Annotated in this window: 16 protein-coding genes and 3 tRNA genes; 14 read left to right on the forward strand and 5 right to left on the reverse strand. The window is 68.3% G+C overall.

Annotated elements, in window-relative coordinates; genetic code table 11:
* Positions 1–340: 340 nt before the first annotated feature.
* Positions 341–664 carry a ferredoxin FdxA gene (gene fdxA, locus QLQ86_RS02780; protein ID WP_133635702.1) on the reverse strand — a complete coding sequence of 108 codons (324 nt, stop codon included), beginning with the start codon at positions 662–664 and terminating at the stop codon, positions 341–343.
* 163 nt (positions 665–827) lie between these two features.
* Positions 828–3,416: a DNA mismatch repair protein MutS gene (gene mutS, locus QLQ86_RS02785; protein ID WP_282815834.1), complete on the reverse strand. Its 2,589-nt coding sequence runs from the start codon at positions 3,414–3,416 to the stop codon at positions 828–830.
* 151 nt (positions 3,417–3,567) lie between these two features.
* On the opposite strand from mutS, the gene QLQ86_RS02790 reads away from it, so the two are divergent.
* The 9 genes from QLQ86_RS02790 (at position 3,568) to QLQ86_RS02830 (ending at position 10,793) form a co-directional block, all read left to right on the forward strand.
* Positions 3,568–4,080, forward strand: coding sequence for a CinA family protein (locus QLQ86_RS02790; RefSeq protein WP_282815835.1), 513 nt, complete (start codon positions 3,568–3,570; stop codon positions 4,078–4,080).
* A 132-nt stretch (positions 4,081–4,212) separates the two neighbouring features.
* A complete protein-coding gene (gene recA, locus QLQ86_RS02795; protein ID WP_282734223.1) occupies positions 4,213–5,280 on the forward strand; it encodes a recombinase RecA in 1,068 nt (355 codons plus the stop codon).
* A 3-nt stretch (positions 5,281–5,283) separates the two neighbouring features.
* Complete coding sequence (locus QLQ86_RS02800; protein WP_282734224.1) at positions 5,284–5,772, forward strand: regulatory protein RecX; 489 nt, start codon at positions 5,284–5,286, stop codon at positions 5,770–5,772.
* A 210-nt stretch (positions 5,773–5,982) separates the two neighbouring features.
* The gene (gene alaS / locus QLQ86_RS02805; RefSeq protein WP_282815836.1) at positions 5,983–8,592 is read left to right on the forward strand and encodes an alanine--tRNA ligase; all 2,610 of its coding nucleotides are present in this window, start codon (positions 5,983–5,985) and stop codon (positions 8,590–8,592) included.
* A gap of 105 nt (positions 8,593–8,697) precedes the next feature.
* Positions 8,698–9,948 carry an aspartate kinase gene (locus QLQ86_RS02810; protein WP_282734226.1) on the forward strand — a complete coding sequence of 417 codons (1,251 nt, stop codon included), beginning with the start codon at positions 8,698–8,700 and terminating at the stop codon, positions 9,946–9,948.
* A gap of 199 nt (positions 9,949–10,147) precedes the next feature.
* Positions 10,148–10,342 (forward strand): carbon storage regulator CsrA, encoded by a 195-nt coding sequence (gene csrA / locus QLQ86_RS02815; RefSeq protein ID WP_089712664.1) that lies wholly within the window; start codon positions 10,148–10,150, stop codon positions 10,340–10,342.
* A 112-nt stretch (positions 10,343–10,454) separates the two neighbouring features.
* Positions 10,455–10,547, forward strand: a tRNA-Ser gene (locus QLQ86_RS02820).
* Between the two features lie 21 nt (positions 10,548–10,568).
* Positions 10,569–10,645: transfer RNA gene (locus QLQ86_RS02825), tRNA-Arg, on the forward strand.
* A 71-nt stretch (positions 10,646–10,716) separates the two neighbouring features.
* Positions 10,717–10,793, forward strand: a tRNA-Arg gene (locus QLQ86_RS02830).
* 204 nt (positions 10,794–10,997) lie between these two features.
* Here QLQ86_RS02830 and QLQ86_RS02835 read toward each other — a convergent pair.
* A complete protein-coding gene (locus QLQ86_RS02835) occupies positions 10,998–11,963 on the reverse strand; it encodes a tRNA dihydrouridine synthase (RefSeq protein WP_282815837.1) in 966 nt (321 codons plus the stop codon).
* Between the two features lie 171 nt (positions 11,964–12,134).
* Between QLQ86_RS02835 and QLQ86_RS02840 the strand changes: the two genes are divergently transcribed.
* The 3 genes from QLQ86_RS02840 to QLQ86_RS02850 are packed head-to-tail and all read left to right on the forward strand — an operon-like array spanning position 12,135 to position 15,603.
* Positions 12,135–12,386: an OadG family protein gene (locus tag QLQ86_RS02840; protein WP_282734228.1), complete on the forward strand. Its 252-nt coding sequence runs from the start codon at positions 12,135–12,137 to the stop codon at positions 12,384–12,386.
* Positions 12,387–12,434: 48 nt separating this feature from the next.
* The gene (gene oadA / locus QLQ86_RS02845) at positions 12,435–14,270 is read left to right on the forward strand and encodes a sodium-extruding oxaloacetate decarboxylase subunit alpha (protein ID WP_282815838.1); all 1,836 of its coding nucleotides are present in this window, start codon (positions 12,435–12,437) and stop codon (positions 14,268–14,270) included.
* Between the two features lie 10 nt (positions 14,271–14,280).
* Entirely contained in the window at positions 14,281–15,603 is a 1,323-nt protein-coding gene (locus QLQ86_RS02850) for a sodium ion-translocating decarboxylase subunit beta (protein ID WP_282815839.1), read from the forward strand.
* A gap of 35 nt (positions 15,604–15,638) precedes the next feature.
* Here QLQ86_RS02850 and QLQ86_RS02855 read toward each other — a convergent pair whose 3' ends face one another.
* The gene (locus QLQ86_RS02855) at positions 15,639–16,256 is read right to left on the reverse strand and encodes an IMPACT family protein (RefSeq protein WP_282815840.1); all 618 of its coding nucleotides are present in this window, start codon (positions 16,254–16,256) and stop codon (positions 15,639–15,641) included.
* Positions 16,256–16,726, reverse strand: a complete 471-nt coding sequence (gene lexA, locus QLQ86_RS02860; protein WP_282734232.1) for a transcriptional repressor LexA — start codon at positions 16,724–16,726, stop codon at positions 16,256–16,258. Before lexA ends, QLQ86_RS02855 begins: the two co-directional genes overlap by 1 nt.
* Positions 16,727–16,931: 205 nt before the next feature.
* On the opposite strand from lexA, the gene ccmA reads away from it, so the two are divergent.
* On the forward strand, positions 16,932–17,576 hold the full coding sequence (gene ccmA, locus QLQ86_RS02865; RefSeq protein WP_282734233.1) for a cytochrome c biogenesis heme-transporting ATPase CcmA: 645 nt from the start codon (positions 16,932–16,934) through the stop codon (positions 17,574–17,576).
* Entirely contained in the window at positions 17,563–18,306 is a 744-nt protein-coding gene (gene ccmB, locus QLQ86_RS02870) for a heme exporter protein CcmB (protein WP_407650030.1), read from the forward strand. The genes ccmA and ccmB overlap by 14 nt, the downstream gene beginning before the upstream one ends.
* Positions 18,307–18,318 lie beyond the last annotated feature (12 nt).

Genomic DNA, 18,318 nt, shown 5'->3' on the forward strand with positions numbered 1-18,318 from the left:
GGGCCGGGATGTCCCTGGCGGACGCGTTACGGGCGGGGTTGTGCTGCAATGCGGCTATGCCACACTGCACTCGGGATGTGGGAGAGCGGGGATGCTCTTCCGGCAGGATGCAACGGGATGCGTCAAGTGATGCGCTCGGTGCGGCAGGAGGCCGCTCCCGGGCAGGGAAGGCATCACGGGAGTCGGGCGGAGGGAGCCGCCCGAGGATCGGCTGGGAGCGGGCGGCCTGCGGGCCGCCTTTTTGCCGAGTGTTCTCCTTCTTCGCTCAGGGCAGAAACGCCGCCGCCGAATGTCGTGAGACATTCGGCGGCGGCGTTTTCGTGCGCTCCGGGGGCCGGGGTCAGCGCTCGAGCAGTTCCAGCTTGCCCGGCTTGCCGTCCCACTCCTCGGCATCCTCCGGCGGATCCTTCTTCTCGCTGATATTCGGCCAGACCTCGGCCAGCTCGGCGTTGATCTCGATGAACGCCTCCTGGCCATCAGGGAGTTCATCCTCGGAGAAGATCGCTTCGGCGGGGCACTCCGGCTCGCACAGGGCGCAGTCGATGCACTCGTCGGGGTGGATCACCAGGAAGTTGGGGCCTTCGTAGAAGCAGTCCACCGGGCAGACCTCGACACAGTCGGTGTACTTGCACTTGATGCAGTTCTCGGTGACGACGAATGTCATGCCAGTCTCCCATTCTCTGGCCGTGGCAGGGCGCGGCCGATAGTCGATGATGCTGAATGAGTTATAAGAAAAAACATTCTTATAATTTCAGGAATTTGATCGAGCCATTCTAGTCGCGGCGAGGGCAATCTCGCAAGCCAAGCTCGGCGCCATTGTCGGCCATTCACAGGGCCTCCTTCCAGCGGTAGAGCAGCTCCAGGGCCTGGCGGGGCGACAGCTCGTCGGGGTCCAGGCCGCCCAGTTGCTCGACCAGCGGGTGGGGCGTGCTGGCGAAGAGGTCGGCCTGGCGGGGCGCGGCCGACCGCTCCCCGTCGCCCGCCGTGACGGACGGCAGCCGGCTGCCCTGGTCGATCTCCTGCTGCTCCAGGGTGGCAAGCTTCTGCCTGGCGCGGGCGATCACGCCCTGGGGAACGCCGGCCAGCTGGGCCACCTGCAGGCCGTAGCTCTGGCTGGCCGGGCCGTCCTCCACCCGGTGCATGAAGACGATCCCGTCGCGATGCTCCGCGGCCGTCAGGTGCACGTTGGCCACCCCCTCGGCCTGCTCGGCCAGCGCCGTCATCTCGAAGTAGTGGGTGGCGAACAGCGTGAAGGCACGGGTGCGAGTCAGGTGCTCGGCGCTGGCCCAGGCCAGCGAGAGGCCATCGAAGGTGCTGGTGCCGCGGCCGATCTCGTCCATCAGCACCAGGCTTTCGTCGGTGGCGTTGTGCAGGATGCTGGCGGTCTCGGTCATCTCCACCATGAAGGTGGAGCGCCCGCCGGCCAGGTCGTCCGAGGAGCCGATGCGGGTGAAGATGCGGTCCACCGGTCCGATGGCGGCCGCATCCGCCGGCACGAAGCTGCCGGTATGGGCGAGCAGGGTGATCAGCGCGGCCTGGCGCATGTAGGTGGACTTGCCGCCCATGTTGGGGCCGGTGATGACCAGCATGCGGCGCGCGTCGTCCAGCACCAGGTCGTTGGGCACGAAGGGGGCCTCGGTGACCTGTTCGACCACCGGGTGGCGGCCGCCGCGGATGTCGATGCCCGGTGTCTCGGGCAGCGCCGGACGCACGAAGTCCAGGGCCCGGGCGCGCTCGGCGAAGGCGCACAGCACGTCCAGTGCCGCCAGCGCCCGGCCGGTCCCCTGCAGCGCGGCGAGCTCGGCGTTCAGGGTGTCGAGCAGGCCATCGTAGAGCAGCTTCTCGCGGGCCAGGGCGCGGGACTTCGCCGAGAGGGCCTTGTCCTCGAACTTCTTGAGCTCGGGGATGATGAAGCGCTCGGCATTCTTCAGGGTCTGGCGGCGGACATAGTCGACGGGGGCATCCCGGGCCTGGGCGCGGGGGATCTCGATGTAGTAGCCGTGGACCCGGTTGTAGCCCACCTTGAGGCCGGGCAGCCCGGTCCGCTCGCGCTCCCGGGTCTCCAGGCGAATCAGGTAGTCGCCGGCATGCTCGGCGAGCCCGCGGTGCTCGTCGAGTTCGGCGTCGAAGCCCTCGGCGATCACCCCGCCGTCACGGATCACCACCGGCGGGTTCTCCACCAGGGCGCGGGTCAGGGTGTCGGCCAGCGACGGGAAGGGATGGATATGGTGGCGGAGCTCGTCGAGCGTGCTGCCCTCGCCGTAGGCCTCGAGCTCGGCCTGGAGGTCGGGCAGGGCGACCAGGGCGTCGCGCAGGCGGGCCAGGTCGCGGGGGCGCGCGCTGTAGAGGGCCACCCGGGCCAGGATGCGTTCCACGTCGCCGATCGCCTTGAGCGACTCGCGCAGTGCCACGAAACCCTCGTCGTCGAGCAGCAGCGCCACCGCCGCCTGGCGGCCACCGACCTGGGCACGGTCGCGCAGCGGGCGATTGAGCCAGCGCTTGAGCAGCCGCGAGCCCATGGCGGTAGCGGTGGTGTCGAGCACGCTGGCCAGGGTGTTGTCGGCGCTGCCGCCGAGGTTGACGTCGATCTCCAGGTTGCGACGGCTGGCGGCATCGATCACCACGGCATCGTCGCGGCTCTCCACGCCGATGGCGGTGACATGGGGCAGGGCCGTGCGCTGGGTGTCCCGGGCATAGTCGACCAGCACGCCGGCGGCGGTGATGGCGGCCTCCAGATGGGCGCAGCCGAAGCCGCGCAGGTCCTGGACCTGGAACTGGTCGCACAGGGTGCGGGTCGCGCTCTCGCGGTCGAACAGCCAGTCGCTCTGGCGACGCAGGCCGCGACGCCCCTCCAGGGCGGCCGGCAGGGCCAGGCTCTCGGCGACCAGCAGCTCGGCGGGGTCGAGGCGCTGGAGTTCGGCGAGCATCTCGCCCTCGCCCTCGACCTCCAGCACGCTGAAGCGACCGCTGGAGAGCTCCAGCCAGGCCAGCCCCCAGCGCTCGCCGAGCGGGGCCACGGCGACCAGCAGGTTGTCGCGGCGGGCATCCAGCAGCGCCTCGTCGTAGAGGGTGCCGGGGGTGACGATGCGCACCACGCGGCGCTCCACCGGGCCCTTGCTGGTGGCCGGGTCGCCGATCTGCTCGCAGATCGCCACCGACTCGCCGGCAGTGACCAGGCGGGCCAGGTACCCTTCGGCGCTGTGGTAGGGCACCCCGGCCATGGGAATCGGCTTGCCGGCGGACTGGCCGCGCTGGGTCAGGGTGATGTCGAGCAGGGCGGCGGCACGCCGGGCGTCGTCGAAGAACAGCTCGTAGAAGTCGCCCATGCGATAGAAGAGCAGCACGTCGGGGTGCTCGCGCTTGATCTTCAGGTACTGGCTCATCATGGGGGTATGCTGGGCACTGGCCTGTGACATCGGGTTCCTGCTCTGACGGATGACGGATGACGGATGGCTGGCGTCGAATGCGCCATGCATGTCGCTGGCAAAGCCGTTATTGTACGGAAAAGTCATCGCTCACGCGCGGCCGACGTCGTCTCGGCCGCTGCGAATGCCCAGGAGTCATGCCATGTCCCCCCGCGCTTCCCGCCTGGCCGACCTCGACCTCGTGGCGCTCGCCGAGCGCCTTGGCGAATTGTGCCGCGAGCGGGGCATCACGGTCACCGCGGCCGAGTCCTGTACCGGGGGCGGGGTGGCCAGCGCCATCACCGCCGTGGCCGGCAGCTCCGACTGGTTCGAGACCGGCTACGTGACCTATGCCAACGGTGCCAAGACCCGCCTGCTGGGCGTGTCGGAGGCGCTGCTGGCCGAGCAGGGGGCAGTGAGCCGCGCCGTCGTCGAGGCGATGGTGGTCGGCGCCTGCCACGGCAGCGGCGCCGAGCTGGGCGTGGCGATCAGCGGGGTAGCCGGCCCCGGCGGCGGCAGTGCCGACAAGCCCGTTGGCACCGTCTGGCTGGCCTGGGGCGACACCGAACGGGTCGAGGCGGCGTGCCACCACTTCGCGGGCGACCGGGCAGCGGTGCGCGAACAGGCCGTGCGCGAGGCGCTGATCGGCCTGGTGCGGCGGCTGGCGTCGGACTGACCCCCTGGTCCGGTCGTGCTGCCACGACTGCAATGCTGGTCGCGCCGGGATTTTTTCGCCATACTACTGTGCAGTCATACAGTGGTTACCGGCCATCGTCATCTTCATTCGCTACCTCTCAGGAGTTCCTTCATGGCTCAGGACGAAAACCGCAGCAAGGCGCTGGACGCCGCCCTTTCCCAGATCGACCGCCAGTTCGGCAAGGGCACCGTGATGCGCCTGGGCGACGCCCCGCGCGTGGTGATGCCCTCGGTCTCCACCGGCTCGCTGGGCCTGGACATCGCCCTGGGGATCGGCGGCCTGCCGCTGGGCCGGGTGGTCGAGATCTTCGGCCCCGAATCCTCGGGCAAGACCACCCTGACCCTGTCGGTGATCGCCCAGGCCCAGAAGCAGGGCAAGACCTGCGCCTTCATCGATGCCGAGCACGCCCTGGACCCGAGCTATGCCGAGAAGCTCGGCGTCAATCTCGACGACCTGCTGGTCTCCCAGCCGGATACCGGCGAGCAGGCCCTCGAGATCTGCGACATGCTGGTGCGCTCCGGCGGTGTCGACGTGATCATCATCGACTCGGTGGCGGCACTGACCCCGCGGGCCGAGATCGAGGGCGAGATGGGCGACTCCCACGTCGGCCTGCAGGCGCGCCTGATGTCCCAGGCCCTGCGCAAGATCACCGGCAATATCAAGAACGCCAACTGCATGGTGGTCTTCATCAACCAGATCCGCATGAAGATCGGCGTGATGTTCGGCAGCCCCGAGACCACCACAGGCGGCAATGCGCTCAAGTTCTACTCCAGCGTGCGCCTGGACATCCGCCGCACCGGTTCGGTCAAGCAGGGTGACGAGGTCACCGGCAACGAGACCCGGGTCAAGGTGGTCAAGAACAAGGTCGCGCCGCCGTTTCGCCAGGCGGAGTTCCAGATCCTCTACGGCAAGGGGATCTACCATGCCGGGGAGGTGGTCGACCTGGGTGTGCAGTGCAAGCTGGTTGACAAGGCGGGGGCCTGGTACAGCTACCAGGGCAACAAGATCGGCCAGGGCAAGGCCAACGCCGCCCAGTTCCTTGAGGACAACCCGGCGGTGATGGAGGAGATCGAGAGCCAGATCCGCGCCCAGCTGCTCGCCCCGGTGGAGCCCAAGAAGGAGCAGGCCGTTGACGAGGCGCTCACCGCCGAGGCCGGCCGCGACGACGACCAGCCATAAGGCATGCTGGGACAGTCCTCCGGCAGCGAGTCGTCGCCCCGGGACGATGCCATTCGCCTGCTGGCCCGGCGGGAGCACTCGCGCCAGGAACTGGCCGAGCGCCTGGCGGCCAAGGGCTACGCGCCCGAGCGCATCGCCGAGTGCCTGAACGACCTGGCCGAGCAGGGGCTGCAGTCTGACGCCCGCTTCGCCGAGAGTTTCCTGCGCTCACGCATCCTGCGGGGCCAGGGGCCGCTGAAGATCCGGCTGGAGCTGGAGCGACGCGGCCTCGACCGGGAGGCGGTCCGTCACGCCTTCGCCGAGAGCGAGCAGGCCGGCGAGGGCGACTGGCTCGCCCTGGCTTGCGAGGCGCTCTCGAGGCGCTTCACCGGACCCGGCGAGTCGCCCCGCGAGCGCGCCCGCCGCGAGCGCTTCCTGGCCCAACGCGGCTTCGACTTCGACCAGGTGCGCCACGCCCTGGAGCACGCCTGGGATTCGACACCAGATCAGTAGTCCTCCAGGTCAGCCCCCGCATCAGCCATGAGGGGTGCTGGCGCTGGCGCCCCTTCAGTCCCTTGACAACTGCGCTATAATGGCTCCCTTTGCGAACGCCCCGGGTGGCATCCCGCGGCACCACGATGCGGCTGGAGACCGCGCGTCGTGGTACCCGCCTCGAGCCAGCGTCGCCCGCCGGGTCACCCCGTTCATCGCCACGGATACCCCATGAAAAGCGCAGACATCAGACAGGCCTTTCTGAGTTACTTCGAGGCGCACGGCCATACCGTCGTGCCCTCCAGCTCACTGGTTCCCGGCAACGACCCGACCCTGCTGTTCACCAATGCCGGCATGGTACCGTTCAAGGACGTCTTCCTGGGGCGCGACCCCCGTCCCTACGTGCGTGCGGCCTCGTCTCAGCGCTGCGTGCGCGCCGGCGGCAAGCACAACGACCTGGACAACGTCGGCTATACCGCCCGCCACCACACCTTCTTCGAGATGCTGGGCAACTTCAGCTTCGGCGACTACTTCAAGCGCGATGCCATCCGCTTCGCCTGGGAATTCCTCACCGAGACCCTGGGCCTGCCGAAGGAAAAGCTGTGGGTCACCGTGCACCTCAGCGACGACGAGGCCGAGCGCATCTGGAAGGACGAGATGGGCATCGACCCCGAGCGCTTCTCCAGGCTCGACGAGGACAACTTCTGGCAGATGGGCGACACCGGCCCCTGCGGGCCGAGCTCCGAGATCTTCTTCGATCACGGCCCCGAGGTATGGGGTGGCCCCCCGGGCAGCCCCGAGGAGGACGGCGACCGCTACATCGAGATCTGGAACCTGGTATTCATGCAGTTCGACCGTGACGCGGCCGGTACCCTGCACCCGCTGCCCAAGCCCTCTATCGATACCGGCATGGGCCTGGAGCGCATCGCCGCGGTGATGCAGGGCGTGCACTCCAACTACGAGATCGACCTCTTCCAGAACCTGCTCGAGGCCGCGGCCCGCGCCACCGGCCATGCCGACACTTCCACGCCGTCGCTGCGGGTGATCGCCGATCACATCCGGTCCTGCGCCTTCCTGATCGCCGATGGCGTGTTGCCCTCCAACGAGGGGCGCGGCTATGTGCTGCGCCGGATCATCCGTCGTGCCATCCGCCACGGTCACAAGCTGGGTGCGCGCGGCAACTTCTTCCACAAGCTGGTGGGCGCGCTGGACGTGGAGATGGGCGCCGCCTATCCGGAGCTGCGCGAGGCGCGCCATCAGATCGAGCGCGTCCTGCTCAAGGAGGAGGAGCAGTTCGCCCGTACCCTGGAGCACGGCATGGGCCTGCTCGAGGAAGCCCTGGCCGGCCTCGAGAGCGATACCCTGCCCGGCGAGACGGTCTTCAAGCTCTATGATACCTACGGCTTCCCTTATGACCTGACCGCCGATGTCTGCCGGGAGCGCGGCGTGACCCTCGACGAGGTTGGCTTCGAACGCCAGCTGGAAGCCCAGCGGGAGCGCGCCCGGGCGGCGAGCCAGTTCGGTGCCGACTACGGCGCCGCTCTGGACCTCGAGGGCGAGACCGCCTTCACCGGCCATGACCTGCTGGAGGATCGCGCTACCGTCACCGCCCTGGTCGATCGGGAGGGCAATCCCCTGGTGCGGCTCGAGCCGGAGCAGCGAGGCGTCGTGGTGCTCGACCGAACCCCCTTCTATGGCGAGTCCGGCGGCCAGGTGGGCGATACCGGCTACCTGGAGCTGGAGGGGGGGCGCTTCCTGGTCACCGACACCCAGAAGCAGGGCGGTCACCACCTGCACCACGGCGTGCTGCTCGAGGGCACACTGGCGGTGGGCGCCGCGGTCCACCCGCGGGTCGACGCCAGCCTGCGCGCGGCCACGGTGCGCAACCACTCCGCGACCCACCTGATGCACAAGGCGCTGCGCCTGGTGCTCGGCGACCACGTCGCGCAGAAGGGCTCGCTGGTCACCCCCGAGCGGCTGCGCTTCGACTTCAGCCACTTCGAGCCCATGATCCCGGAGCAGCTGGCCGAGGTGGAGCGCCTGGTCAACGAGCAGATCCTGGCCAACGCACCGACCCGCATCGAGCAGATGACCCTCGACGAGGCCAAGGCCAAGGGTGCCGCGGCGCTCTTCGAGGCCAAGTACGCCGACAGCGTGCGGGTCCTGACCATTGGCGCCGACGACTTCTCCATCGAGCTGTGCGGCGGCACCCACGTGGCGCGCAGCGGCGACATCGGCTGCTTCCATATCGTCAGCGAGGCGGGTATCGCGTCAGGCGTGCGCCGCATCGAGGCGATCACCGGCGAGGGGGCGCTGGCCTGGTTCCGCGAGCAGGAAGCGCGCCTCAATCGCATCGGCGAGCGCCTCAAGGCCAAGCCGGAGCAGGCCGAGGAGCGGGTCGAGGCGCTGCTCGAACGCAACCGCACCCTGGAGAAGGAGCTCGAGCGCCTCAAGGCCAAGCTGGCCAGCGCCGCCGGCAACGACATGATCAACGAGGCCCGGGAGGTCAAGGGGGTCAAGGTGCTGGCCAAGCGCCTCGAAGGTGTGGCCGGCAAGGAGCTGCGCGGCATGCTCGACCAGCTCAAGAACAAGCTCGGCTCCGGCATCGTGGTGCTGGGCGTGGCCGATGCCGAGGCCGGCAAGGTCAGCCTGATCGCCGGCGTCACCGATGACCTGACCGGCCGGGTCAAGGCCGGCGAGCTGGTCAACCACGTGGCGGCCCAGGTCGGCGGCAAGGGCGGTGGCCGGCCCGACATGGCCCAGGCCGGCGGCAGCGACGTGGCGGCGCTGCCGGGCGCGCTGGACGGCGTGCCCGCCTGGGTCGAGGAGCGGCTCCAGTAAGGGCTACCAGGGCCGGCGGCAGCGATGCCTCGGCCCTCGTCATCTTCACTCACCTTTCACTCATCCGAGCGCGATTCGCACTCGACGCACGAGGGAAATCGGCATATGGCACTATACGTACAGAAATTCGGCGGCACCTCGGTGGGCTCCGTGGAGCGCATCAAGGCCGTGGCCGAGAAGGTCAAGGGCTTTCGCGACAACGGCCACCAGGTCGTCGTCGTGGTCTCCGCCATGAGCGGCGAGACCAATCGCCTGATCGGCATGGCCAACGAGATCAACGACGAGCCGACGCCGCGCGAGATGGACATGCTGGTCTCCACCGGCGAGCAGGTGACCATCTCGCTGCTGGCCATGGCCCTCCACAAGATCGGCGTGCCGGCGACCTCCTATACCGGTTCCCAGGTGGGCATCCGGACCGACAGTGCCCACACTAAGGCGCGCATCCAGCGCATCGAGACCGATGAGCTGCAGGCCGATCTGGACGACGGTCAGGTGGTGGTGGTCGCCGGCTTCCAGGGCGTCGACGAGGAGGGCAACATCACCACCCTCGGCCGCGGCGGCTCCGATACCACCGGCGTGGCGCTGGCAGCGGCGCTGAAGGCGGACGAGTGCCAGATCTATACCGACGTCGACGGCGTCTACACCACCGATCCACGGGTCTGCTCCAGGGCCCAGCGTCTCGACACCATCACCGTCGAGGAGATGCTGGAACTGGCGAGCCTGGGCTCCAAGGTCCTGCAGATTCGCGCCGTCGAGTTCGCCGGCAAGTACAATGTCCCGCTGCGCGTGCTGTCCAGCTTCGAGGATGGCCCCGGCACCCTGATCGTTGCAGACTCCGACCAAGACGAGGATTCCATGGAAGAACCGCTGATCTCCGGCATCGCCTTCACCGCCAACGAAGCCAAGCTGACCTTGCTCAACACCCCCGACGTGCCGGGCGTGGCCTCGCGCATCCTGGGGCCGATCGCCGATGCCAACATCGAGGTCGACATGATCGTCCAGAACGTGGCACCGGCCGGTGACTACACCGATTTCACCTTCACGGTGGCCAAGGGCGACTACAAGCAGACCATGAAGATCCTCCAGGAGCAGGTGATCCCCGACCTGGGGGGCGGCGATCTGCGCGGGGACGACAACATCGCCAAAGTCTCGCTGGTCGGGGTGGGCATGCGCTCCCATGCCGGGGTGGCCTCGAAGTTCTTCCGCGTGCTGGCCGACGAGAACATCAACATTCGCATGGTCTCCACCTCCGAGATCAAGATCTCCGTGGTGATCGACGAGAAGCACATGGAGCTGGCGGTCAAGGCGCTGCACAAGGCCTTCGGCCTCGACAAGAGCGACATCGAGGCCGAATAAGGCTCTCTCGGGGCGACGACACCTTCTACGCTTGTAGGGAAGGCCGCGACCCCCGTGCCACAGGGCTTCCTTTCAACGTGGCGCGGGCGTCTCATGGGTCGGCGCCATTGGTCAGGGACGACGACTTGTCGCACAATGTAATTTCGTCGTCCCTGCCGGCGAGCATCCCGTAGCCAGAAGTCTGAGAAGGAGATCAGTCATGCTCATCCTGACCCGCCGTGTCGGCGAAACCCTGATGATCGGTGACGACATCACCGTGACCGTCCTTGGCGTCAAGGGCAATCAGGTCCGCATCGGCGTCAATGCCCCGAAGGATGTCGCCGTGCATCGCGAGGAGATCTACCAGCGCATCCAGCGCGAGAAGGCCGATTCCGGTCTCGAGAGCGATGACTAGCACGCGGCCGGTGCGCGAAGCGGGAGCGCCATCGCGGGGCCAGGGCGAAAAATTGCCCGGGTTGCTGGACAATGGCCTTCTAAAACGGTAGGATACGCACCGTGTCGATGAGGGAGAGGTGGCCGAGTGGCTGAAGGCGCTCCCCTGCTAAGGGAGTAAGGGGTTTATAGCCTCTTCGAGGGTTCGAATCCCTCCCTCTCCGCCATTGTCGTCACGCGAAGGTCAAGCGCCCGTAGCTCAGCTGGATAGAGTACCTGACTACGAATCAGGTGGTCGGAGGTTCGAATCCTCCCGGGCGCGCCACCTTCACTTCGGATGTGATCGGCGGTGTAGCGCTTGATTGATCCCCGCAACGAACCTGCTCGTTGCCTTACGCGCCCGTAGCTCAGCTGGATAGAGTACCTGACTACGAATCAGGTGGTCGGAGGTTCGAATCCTCCCGGGCGCGCCAGATCTCGACCCGTCCTCTCTGCGAGGGCGGGTCTTCTGCTTTCCGGGCCCGCTGATCCGAGTCTTTCATCGGTGTGTCGGGGGCAGTGTGCTGCTAGCCGGGTCGGCGCGTCTCGCGTGCCGACCCTGCGATCGTTTGAGGCGCCGTCGTGATGCGACGAGCGCCTCTTTTTTGTGGGCGCCTGTCGCCTGCTGGTGAACCGCGTCAGGCCATCTCGGCGCGATGTTCGGCGTGATCGGGGAGAGGGGGCTCGAGGCCCGCCAGCAGGGCGTCCAGGTCGCGCAACCGCTTCACGGCCTGGAAGCGTCGGGCCGCCTCGTGGTCGCGCTGGCGCATATGGTTGAGCCACTGCTTGATCAGGGCAGTGACGACACGCGCCGGAAGTGTGCTACGCTGCAATGCAGCAAAGTCGACGAGGATCTGTGCCCGGGCCTGCCAGGGCGTGTCGGGCAATCGCTTACCGGTTGCCTGCCAATGGCGGATGCGTGCCGCCAGCCAGGGGTCGGCCAGGGCGCCGCGGCCGAGCATCACGTCGCGACACCCGGAGAGGGTGCGGGCCTTCCAGTAGTCCTCCAGGGTCCAGATGTCGCCGTTGGCGACCACCGGGATGGAGAGGCGCTGGTGGATGCGGCCGATCCACTCCCAGTGGGCCGGCGGGCGGTAGCCCTCGTCGCGGGTACGGCCATGGACCACCAGGCGCCGGGCGCCGGCGTCCTGGGTGGCCAGGGCGCAGGCCAGGGCCAGGCGGCGATCGGAGAAGCCCAGGCGAATCTTGGCCGTCACCGGGATCTCGTCGCCCACGGCCCGGGACACCGCCGACACGGCGGCGTGAACCCGTCGCGGGTCACGCAGCAGCGAGGCGCCGCCATCGTGACGGTTGACCAGCTTGGCCGGGCAGCCGAAATTGAGGTCCAGGCCGGTGGCGCCGAGGCTCAGGGCCTGGCGGGCATTGGCCGCGAGGGCCTCGGGATCGGAGCCCAGTAGTTGCAGCTGCACGGGGACGCCACTCGGCGTGGTGACGCCGGGGCGCGCCAGTTCCGGGCAGTGCCGATGGAAGACGCGGGGCGGCAGGCGGGCGTCCACCACGCGCACGAATTCTGTCACCACCCAGTCGAAACCGGGGGTGCGGGTCAGGAGATCGCGAGTCACCGCATCGATGACCCCCTCCATGGGCGCTAGGCCGATCCGCCCGTTATGTAGTAAATTAACAACGCTGACTTCCACCATGACGCCATTGCAATCTGTCGGGGATGTGGCAGGTTATAGCATCCTAAAAAATGCGCAAGCCGGGTTTTCTCGTGAGATCGAGCCCAACTGAGCGCAATAAGCAGGAGAATTCGCATGCAGGACACGCAGCTGCTCAACGAGGGGCTTGCCCTGATGGGGCTCGGCATGGGCTTTGTCTTTGTTTTTCTTACCGTGCTGGTGATCGTCACCACCCTGATGTCCAAGGCCATCGGTCGCTTCTTCCCCGAGCCGCCCGCGCCTGCCGCGACCGGCAACCGCCGCCCGCCGGCGCCTCGCCAGGACGATGACGTGATGGTCGCCATCACCGCCGCGGTGCATCGCTATCGCCGCCGCCACCGCCGCTGAGGCGACTCCCCCCTTTCCCCTTCCATCCATAACGACAAGGTCACGACCATGACTGACAAGACACGCCCGCTTGGCATCACCGATGTCGTCCTGCGCGATGCCCACCAGTCGCTGTTCGCCACCCGCATGCGCCTCGATGACATGCTGCCCATCGCCGAGAAGCTCGACCGCGTCGGCTTCTGGTCGCTGGAGTCCTGGGGTGGGGCCACTTTCGACGCCTGTATCCGCTACCTCGGCGAGGATCCGTGGGAGCGGATACGGGCGTTGAAGGCGGCCATGCCCAACACCCCCCAGCAGATGCTGCTGCGCGGCCAGAACCTGCTCGGCTACCGCCACTACGCCGATGACGTGGTGGACCGTTTCGTCGAGCGGGCCAGGACCAACGGCGTCGACGTCTTCCGCGTCTTCGATGCCATGAACGACCCGCGCAACCTCGAGCGGGCCATTCAGGCGGTCCGCAAGGTCGAGGGGCACGCCCAGGGCACGCTCTCCTATACCGTGAGCCCGGTGCACACCCTGGACGGCTGGGTCGAGCTCGGCAAGACCATCGCCGCCATGGGCGCCGACTCCCTGGCCATCAAGGACATGGCCGGCCTGCTCAAGCCCTACGATGCCTATGAGCTGGTCACCAAGCTCAAGGCCGCCGTGGACATCCCCATCCACATGCAGTGCCATGCCACCACCGGCATGTCCACCGCCACCGCCCTCAAGGCCGCAGAGGCGGGCATCGACAACGTCGATACCGCCATCTCCTCGATGTCCATGACCTATGGCCACAGCCCCACCGAGTCGGTGGTGGCCATCCTGGCGGGCACCGAGCGCGACACCGGCCTGGACCTCGAGCTGCTCGAGGAGATCGCCGCCTACTTCCGCGAGGTGCGCAAGAAGTACGCCGCCTTCGAGGGCTCGCTGAAGGGCATCGACTCGCGCATCCTGATCGCCCAGGTGCCGGGCGGCATGCTCACCAACATGGAAGGCCAGCTCAAGGAGCAGGGCGCCGGCGACAAGCTCGACGATGTTCTGAAGGAAATTCCCAGGGTACGGGAAGATCTGGGCTTTATCCCGCTGGTCACCCCCACCTCGCAGATCGTCGGCACCCAGGCGGTGATGAACGTGATGATGGGCGAGCGCTACAAGTCGATCTCCAAGGAGGTCCAGGCGCTGCTCAAGGGCGAGTACGGTGCCGCCCCGGCGCCGTTCAACAAGGAGCTTCAGGCGCGCGTGCTGGAGGGGGGCGAGCCGATCACCTGCCGCCCCGCCGACCGGCTGGAGCCGGAGATGGACCGTCTGACCGCCGAGCTCAAGGAGAAGGCCAAGGCCGAAGGCATCCGCCTGGCCGAGGGCGAGCGCGAGATCGACGACGTGCTGACCTATGCGCTCTTCCCGCAGATCGGCCTGAAGTTTCTCAAGAACCGCGACAACCCCGACGCCTTCGAGCCCGCGCCCCAGGCCCCCGGGAAGGAGACCCCCGACGCCAGTGCCAGCCTGCCGGCGAAGGCCGAGGCCAGGGCCCCGGCCACCCAGGGCACGGCGCCGGCCGGCCCCGAGACCTACACCGTCAAGGTAAACGGCAAGGCCTACGTGGTGGAGGTCGCCGAGGGCGGCGAGGTCGGTGCTGTCCAGGAGCAGGCCGCGCCCGCCCAGCCCGAGGCCGCGCCGGCCCCGGCCTCCAGCGGCGAGGCGATCACCGCGCCGCTGGCCGGCAACATCTTCAAGGTCAACGTGCGCGAGGGCGACAGCGTCGAGGCGGGGGACGTGGTGATCATCCTCGAGGCCATGAAGATGGAGACCGAGGTGCGTGCCACGGGCGCCGGCACCGTCTCCGCCGTGAAGGTCAGCGAGGGCGACAGCGTCGCCGTCGGTGACGTCCTGATCGAGCTCTAAGGGCCCCCTCATGGAGAAACTACTGACACTCTGGCACGGCTCGGGGCTCTACAACCTGAATCTGGGCCAGGCCGTGATGATCCTGGTGGGGCTGGTGCTGCTCTACCTGGCGATCCGCAAGAAGTTCGAGCCGCTGCTGCTGGTGCCGATCGGCTTCGGCGGCATCCTGGCCAACATTCCCGAGGCGGGCCTGGCGCTGTCGGCGCTGGACCAGGCCATCGAGGTGGCCAGGCCCGCCGTGCTCCAGCAGCTCGGGACCGCCCTCGGCGCGAGCCTGGACCCGCTGGCCGACGCCGAGACGTGGCGCCAGACCCTCAAGGGGCTGGCCCATGACGGGGCCTCGCCGGAGGCGCTGCGTGCCGCCCGCGACGTGGCGGTCGGCGTCGGCTACGGCGACGGCATGCTCTACAGCTTCTACGCCGTGGCCATCGCCTCGGGCATCGCCCCGCTGGTGATCTTCATGGGCGTGGGGGCGATGACCGACTTCGGCCCGCTGCTGGCCAACCCGCGTACCCTGTTCCTGGGCGCGGCGGCCCAGTTCGGCATCTTCGCCACCCTGTTCGGCGCGGTAGGGCTCTCGGCCCTGGGCGTGATGGACTTCTCGCTCAACCAGGCCGCCGCCATCGGCATCATCGGCGGTGCCGACGGCCCCACCTCGATCTATGTGTCGAGCGTGCTGGCCCCGGAGCTGCTGGGTGCCATCGCCGTGGCCGCCTATGCCTACATGGCGCTGGTCCCGCTCATCCAGCCGCCGATCATGAAGCTTCTCACCTCGAAGCGGGAGCGCGAGATCACCATGACCCAGCTGCGGCCGGTGTCGAAGCTCGAGAAGGTGGTCTTCCCGATCGCGATCCTGCTGCTGGTGGCCTTCTTCCTCCCGGATGCGGCGCCGCTGCTGGGGATGTTCTGCTTCGGCAACCTGATGCGCGAGTGTGGCGTGGTGGAGCGGCTCTCGGACACCGCCCAGAACGCGCTGATCAACATCGTGACCATCTTCCTGGGCCTCTCGGTGGGCTCCAAGCTGATGGCCGACAGCTTCCTGGCCATGGAGACCCTGGGGATCCTCGGCCTGGGCATCGTGGCCTTCGGCATCGGCACCGCCGCCGGGGTGCTGATGGCCAAGCTGATGAACGTGATGAGCAAGATGCCGATCAACCCGCTGATCGGGGCCGCGGGGGTCTCGGCGGTGCCCATGGCGGCGCGGGTGGCCAACAAGGTGGGGCTGGAGTCCAACCCCCACAACTTCCTGCTGATGCACGCCATGGGCCCCAATGTGGCCGGGGTGATCGGCTCGGCGGTGGCCGCCGGGGTGATGATCAAGTATCTGGGGTGAGGCGCCCTCGGGCGCCGTTCCTCGTGCTGGCGGAGTCAATCGTCCAGCAATGCGAGCCGGCCCCGCAGGCGTGTCTCGAGGGCGGTCAGGTCGGCAGGGGCGTCGCTTGGCCAGCCCACCGTGAGCCGCACGCCGTCGGCGCCGTACTCGGCCTGCTCGACCGGCACCTCCTGGCCGGCCAGCCAGGCGCGGGCCTCGGCCTCGCCGGCGAAGTCGACCCGCAGGCGCAGCGGAGTGCGCTCGACCACCGTGCGGCGCGGCAGGGCCTCCAGGCCCTCGGCCACGGCGCGGGAGTAGGCGCGCGCCAGGCCCCCGGTGCCGAGCTTGGTGCCGCCGAAGTAGCGCGTGACCACGCAGCCCACCTCGCCGAGGCCGGCGCCCTCCAGCACCTGGAACATGGGACGCCCGGCGGTGCCGCCGGGCTCGCCGTCGTCGGAGAAGCCGATGGCGGTCTGCTCGCCGGGTGGGCCGGCGATGAAGGCGCTGCAGTGGTGGCTGGCGCCGGGGTGGGTTCGGCGTGCCTCGGCCAGCAGTGCCTCGAAGGCGGCCGTATCCGGCGTATGGCAGAGCCAGGTGATAAAGCGGCTGCGCTCGACGTCGGTCTCGGTTTCCCGCCACTCTCCGGGCAGCAGGTCGGGTACCGGATAGCGCATCAGGCGGCCAGCTCCGCCTGACGCACCACGCCCATCACCAGGCCGATCACCTGGATGTCGTCGTTGCGCAGGTAGATGGGGGCCATGCGCTCGTTGGCCGGCTGCAGGCGCACGCCCGACTTCTCGATGTAGAGCTTCTTCAGGGTGACCTCCTGGTCGTTGATCATCACCACCGCGGTCTCGCCGTTCTCGGCACTCTCGCGGCGCTCGATGATGATCACATCCCCGTCGAAGATGTTGCAATCGACCATGGAGTCGCCGCGCACTCGCAGGGCATAGGTGTTGCGGCGCACCATGCGCGTGGGCACCTGGATGCTGCCGGCCTCGGGGCAGGCCTCGATGGGCATTCCCGCCGAGACGCGGCCGAGCAACGGGATCTCGGTCAGGTCGTCCGCCTCGATGGCCGCCCAGGCCTGGGCCAGCGGAAGGTTGCGGCGGCGCTCCAGGTACTGCGGTGTGACGTTGGGCATGCGATGTCTCCCCTGTCGTCGAAACCTGTCGATACGTACAGTGTTTCACGAGCATAGCAGGGGGCCGGAATCTGGCAAGGGATGGCTGTCCACGCAAGGCTTGATCCAGGGCAAGTGCGACCGGCTGACGCAGACGGCTCGACTGGTAGCCAGGGCCCTTTCCGTGTAGAGTTCCGGGCGAAATTACCCATGCCGGGAGAGTGCCTTGAGCCTGCGGCTGCAAGCCCGAAAGCTGGCCTGTGAGCGGGACGATCGCTGGCTGTTCAGAGACCTTGACCTGGACATCCATGCCGGCGAGATCGTGCGTGTGGAAGGCCCCAACGGCAGCGGCAAGACCACCCTGCTGAAGATCCTTTCCGGGCAGCTGGCCGACTTCCAGGGAGAGCTCTACTGGAACGACCACCCCATGCGACGCACGCGCCAGGACTTCCTGGCCAACCTGCTCTACCTGGGCCATGCGCCGGGGGTCAAGGCGGCGCTGACGCCACTGGAGAACCTGGCCTGGTACCAGGCCCTGGCGGGCGAGCCCGATGATGAGGCCGCGCGCTTCTCGGCGCTCTCGGCCGTGGGGCTCGCCGGCTTCGAGGACCTGCCCGCCGGCCAGCTCTCCGCCGGCCAGCAGCGCCGGGTGGCCCTGGCCCGGCTGGAGCTGATCCCGCGTCCGCTCTGGGTGCTCGACGAGCCCTTCACCGCCATCGATCGCGACGGCGTGGCGGCCCTCGAGGGGCGCCTGGCGGCCCATGCCCGGCGCGGCGGCTGCGTGCTGGTCACCACCCACCACGAATTGGCCGACTCTCCGGCACTGCGGCGCATCCGGCTGGGGCAGGGGGGCGACGATGCCACGCTCTGAGTCACGCCTGGCGCAGGAGCCGGGTGACATGCCGCTGTTCCGGGAACCCGAGGGCGGTGCCGGGGTCGCAATCCGAGCGACGCTGAAGCGTGACCTGGTGCTGATGATGCGCCGGCGCAGCGAGGTGCTCAACCCGCTGGTGTTCTTCGCCCTGGTGATCACCCTGTTCCCGATCGGCATCTCGCCGGACCCGGAGCTGCTGGCGACCATCGCCCCGGGCCTGCTGTGGGTGGCGGCGCTGCTCGCGGCGCTGCTCTCCCTGGACAGCCTGTTTCGCAGCGACTACGACGATGGCTCCCTGGAGCAGCTGCTTCTCTCGCCCCAGCCGTTGCCGGCGCTGGCGCTGGCCAAGGTGGCGGTGCACTGGCTGCTCACCGGCCTGCCGCTGGCACTGATGGCACCGCTGCTGGGCATCATGCTGTCGCTGCCGGCAGGCAGCTATGCGGTGCTGGCACTGTCGCTGGCGCTGGGCAGTGCCAGCCTGAGCCTGATCGGCGCCATCGGGGCGGCGCTGACCGTGGGGCTCTCGCGGGGCGGCGTGCTGCTGTCGCTGCTAGTGCTGCCCCTCTATATCCCGGTGCTGATCTTCGGCGCCGGGGCCGTACAGGCGGCCATCCTCGGCGATGGTGTCTCGGCGCACCTGGCCATCCTGGGGGCGCTCCTGGCAGTGGCGCTGAGCCTCGCCCCCTGGGCGATCGCGGCGTCACTGCGCATCAGTATCAACGGTTGAGGATGACAATCG

Origin of the sequence: Halomonas rhizosphaerae, assembly GCF_030012485.1 — a bacterium.
Classification (GTDB): Bacteria; Pseudomonadota; Gammaproteobacteria; order Pseudomonadales; family Halomonadaceae; genus Halomonas; species Halomonas rhizosphaerae.